Annotated in this window: 4 protein-coding genes; 2 read left to right on the top strand and 2 right to left on the bottom strand. The window is 73.4% G+C overall.

Annotated features, from left to right (window positions below):
• Positions 1-656: hypothetical protein (locus CCN42_RS26230; protein ID WP_339384429.1), on the top strand; the 656-nt coding region annotated here is incomplete at its 5' end.
• A 54-nt stretch (positions 657-710) separates the two neighbouring features.
• Here CCN42_RS26230 and CCN42_RS26225 read toward each other — a convergent pair.
• Positions 711-1577 (bottom strand): alpha/beta fold hydrolase, encoded by an 867-nt coding sequence (locus CCN42_RS26225; protein ID WP_086739310.1) that lies wholly within the window; start codon positions 1575-1577, stop codon positions 711-713.
• A 678-nt stretch (positions 1578-2255) separates the two neighbouring features.
• The gene (locus CCN42_RS26220; protein ID WP_086171196.1) at positions 2256-2948 is read right to left on the bottom strand and encodes an iron-dependent transcriptional repressor DtxR; all 693 of its coding nucleotides are present in this window, start codon (positions 2946-2948) and stop codon (positions 2256-2258) included.
• 279 nt (positions 2949-3227) lie between these two features.
• Between CCN42_RS26220 and CCN42_RS26215 the strand changes: the two genes are divergently transcribed.
• Positions 3228-3983, top strand: a complete 756-nt coding sequence (locus tag CCN42_RS26215; protein ID WP_086739308.1) for an SIS domain-containing protein — start codon at positions 3228-3230, stop codon at positions 3981-3983.
• Positions 3984-4153: the final 170 nt, after the last annotated feature.

The following is a 4153-nucleotide window of genomic DNA, read 5'->3' as shown; positions in this document are numbered from 1 at the left end:
CGGTGACCACGCCCGCGCCCGATCCGGGCGCGGCGCCGCTGCCGTTCGACGCGCTGCCCTCCCCGCTCGACGCCGTGCCCGAACTGCGCGCGGCGGCCCGGTGGATGATCGCCGCGTTCGGGATGGTGGGCGCCGCGCTGATCGGCGGCGGGCCGCTGGTCGCCGTGGGCAAGGTGCACGGGCTCGGCGACGCGGTGATCACCGGGGTGGCGCTGCTGGTCGCGCTGGGCGGGGTGAGCCTGGCGGTGTGGCAGGTCAGCCGGGTGCTCATTCCGCCGGTCACCACGACCGCCACCCTCCGCGAACCGGCGCTGCGCGGGCTGCGGGAGCTGATCGACGCCGCACCCGGCGACTTCTTCGGCACCGCCGCCACAGGGGTGGACGATCTGCTGCGCCACCGGGCCGTCGCCGTCAACATCCAGCGGGCGCTGGCCGCCGAGACCGACCCGGACCGCCGCCGACTGCTCGGGCGGCATCTGGAACGCGCCCGCGCGAACGTGGCCCGCACCGACCCCTATGTCCGCTGGCTGCTCGCCATGGCCCACGTCTGGCAGATCCGCGCCGCCCTGCACACCGCCCGCCGCTGGTGCCTGCTGGCGGTACTGCTGGTGGCGGCGGGGGCGGTGGGGTTCCTGACGGTGACAGGCGGGACGTAGAGCCGGACATGGCGCCGGCCGTGGCGCCGGCCGTGGCGCCGGCCGTACGGGGGCTCAGAGCGCGCGGACGCCCTCCAGGAACGGCTCGATCGCCGCGCGCCAGGCCTCGGGCTGGTCGTGGTGGACGAGATGGCCGGCGTCGGCCACCTCCGCGTACGCGCCCCGGGGCAGCACCCGGACCATCTCCTGCGCCTCGGCCCGGCCCAGTTGGCCGTCGAGACCGCGGACCACCAGGGTGGGGCAGCGGACCTGGGCCAGTTCCTCCCAGTGGGCGTCGTAGACCCAGGTCTCGCGGGACCTCAGCATCTGCTCGGGCTCGAAGACGGGCCGCCAGCCGTCCGGGGTCTCCGTCATGACCTCGGCGTAGAAGGAGCCGCGGGCCGGGTTGGGCCGCTCCACCCAGGGATCGTCCTCCCCGAACCACTTGCGTACGTCGGCGAGGGTGGCGAAGGGCAGCGGCCAGGACCGGAACCAGTCGGCCCACTCGCGCTGCGAGGCGGCGCCGAGCGCGGAGGCCCGCATGTCACAGATGATCAGGGCGCGGACCAGGTCGGGGCGTTTGGCGGCGAGCTGCCAGGCGGTCAGCGCGCCCATGGCGTGGCCGATCAGGACGGCGGGAGCGAGGCCGAGCTGTTCCAGGGCGGCCTCGGCGTCGTCGACGTAGGCCTCCCGGGTGAGGGCGGCCCGCGGAGGCTTCTCGCTCTGGCCGTGGCCGCGCTGGTCGAGTGCGACGGCGCGGTGGCGTTCGGAGAGCCAGCGGGCGGTGGGCGCCCAGTGGGAGGCGCGGCCCATGAGGCCGTGGAGTAAGAGCACCCCGGGGGCGACGGGGGCCGGATCGGAGCCGGACTTGGGCGGGTCGCCGAACTCCCAGGCCGCGAGCCGTACCCCGCCCGCTCCGGTCACCTCGATGCGCCGCGCCATGTTCCCGGCACCCCCCAAGCTCCGCTCGTACGCCTGAGTCCTGCTGGTCGTGCTCTGGTGCTGCTGTCCGCTGCCGTGCGGTGTGCTGTCCGCCCCCGCAGACTATCGAAAGCGCATTCGAAGATGGGGTTCGGACGAGTAACACCCCTCGTTCGAGTGACCCCGTGCCAGGAATGATCGCCGTTCCTGGGGGGAGATCTTCAGCGGGAGGCGGACCGCTCGGGGAAAACGGTCCGAGGGGGACGACCCTGAGAGCTCGGGGCTCCGGGTCGGAACAGGGGAGGACAGGCCCCGGCGCCGCAAGGCGCCGGGGCTCTCCCTGGAAGCGGGCGATCCGTCAACCACGCGCCCTCCCCTCACGCCACCGCCGCACGACCGACGCCTCACGATCACCGCCTCGGCCACGCGTCCCACGCGACAGCCTGGCACGCGAAGCGACCCGGCGCTGCGATTCGGCGCAGGCAGTCCGGGATTCGACGCGATCGACGGGACTACGTCACCACGCTCACTCGGACCACGCGCATGGTCAGGTCCTGGCCGGCCGGGGCAGCCGCAGGCAGCCACGCACCTCGCTCACGGCCGCCTGCCGTCACCCACGGTCACGAGCACGGCGCCCGGCGGCCGGGGCCGGGACCAGCGCCCGTCACCGAGGGGCCGGACTCGACACGCCGGACGTGATCAGCGCTTGGCCACGAAGACATGGGAGGCGACGTCCGACTGCAGCTCGGCCGCCTCGCCGCCGCTGCCCACCAGCACACCGCCGGCCGACTCCGTCACGCTCACCACCGAACCGGGCTGCACTCCCGCGCGCCGCAGGGTGTACATCAGCTGGGCGTCCGTCTGGATCGGCTCGCCGATGCGGCGCACCACCACCGTCTTGCCCTCCAGGCCCGGGTCCAGCTCGGCCAGCGAGACCATGCCCTCGTCCAGGAACGGGTCGGCGCCGTCCTTCTCGCCCAGCTCCTCCAGACCCGGGATCGGGTTGCCGTACGGCGACTCGGTCGGGTGGCGCAACAGCTCCAGGACGCGCCGCTCGACGGCCTCGCTCATCACGTGCTCCCAGCGGCAGGCCTCGGCGTGCACCTGCTCCCACTCCAGGCCGATCACATCGACGAGCAGGCACTCGGCCAGACGGTGCTTGCGCATCACACGGGTGGCCAGCCGGCGGCCTTCCTCCGTCAGCTCCAGATGCCGGTCGCTGGCCACGGACACCAGGCCGTCACGCTCCATCCGCGCCACCGTCTGGCTGACCGTCGGCCCGCTCTGGTCGAGCCGCTCGGCGATCCGGGCGCGCATGGGGACCACACCTTCCTCCTCCAGCTCGAGGATGGTGCGGAGATACATCTCCGTGGTGTCGATCAGTCCGGACATACGTGCCCCTCGATTAGCTCTGAATTAGCTCTGCCGAAGGCTCGACGGCGCTCGGCTCCTGCGCTGGCCCTGCCATCAATTCTGCCGGATGCCACTGACAACCGTGCCGCGCCGCCGAAACGAAAGGGGCATTGGCCGGAACGGGTCATGTCCCGCCGCCCGCTCCCCGTACCGCTCCCCCACCCCTCCCCCGCCCCGTATTGACAGCACAGTGGTCCAGACCGCACCGTGATCCGCGACACACGCACACAGCCCCCGCAACGGCGCGAAGGAGCTCGCATGGGCGACAGCAAGCCGGCCGACCAGTACCTCGACGCCGCCATCGGCCTGCTGCAACGCGTCCGCGACGAGGAAGCCCCGGCCATCGACGCGGCCGGCACCCTGATCGCGGACACCGTCGCCGCCGGCGGCCGGCTGTTCGCCTTCGGCGCCGGCCACTCCTCGCTCGCCGCCCAGGACCTCGTCTACCGCGCCGGCGGCCTCGCCCTGATGAACCTGCTCGCCGTCCCCGGCGTCGTCGGCGTCGACGTCATGCCCGCGACCCTCGGCTCCGCCCTGGAACGCGTCGACGGCCTCGCCACCGCCGTCCTCGACAGCTCCCCGCTCCGCGCCGGCGACACCCTGGTGATCGTCTCCCTCTCCGGCCGCAACGCCCTCCCCGTCGAGATGGCCGTCAACGCGCGCGCCCTCGGCATCCGCGTCATCGGCGTCACCTCCGTCGCCTACGCCACGCAGACCGGCTCACGGCACAGCTCCGGCACCTTCCTCAAGGACCACTGCGACATCGTCCTCGACTCCAAGATCGCCGTCGGCGACGCCGAACTGACCCTCGACGGCGTCCCGGCGCCGTTCGCCCCCGCCTCCACCGTCGTCACCACCGCCCTCCTCCAGGCCACCATGGCCACCGCCGCCGCCGTCCTCGCCGAGCGCGGCATCGAGCCCCCGCTGCTGCGCTCCGGCAACGTCGACGGCGGCCACGAGTGGAACGGCCGCGTCCTCGACGAGTACGGAGACCGGATCTTCTACCACCACTGAACGCCCGGGCCCGCGCGAGCGGCCCCCAGGTCGTGTCCGCAAAGTCCCGTCGTCCGCCCGAAGGGCGGGCCCCGCGGCGTCTGGTGCGTGCTCTCGGCGCGCCGGGCGGAGTCCCTTGCACTGGATGTACTTGGGGCTTCGCCCGGCGCGGCGAGAGTGCGTGCCAGGCG

Origin of the sequence: Streptomyces glaucescens, assembly GCF_002154375.1 — a bacterium.
GTDB lineage: Bacteria > Actinomycetota > Actinomycetes > Streptomycetales > Streptomycetaceae > Streptomyces > Streptomyces glaucescens.
This window is presented reverse-complemented; position numbering and strand designations above follow the sequence as displayed.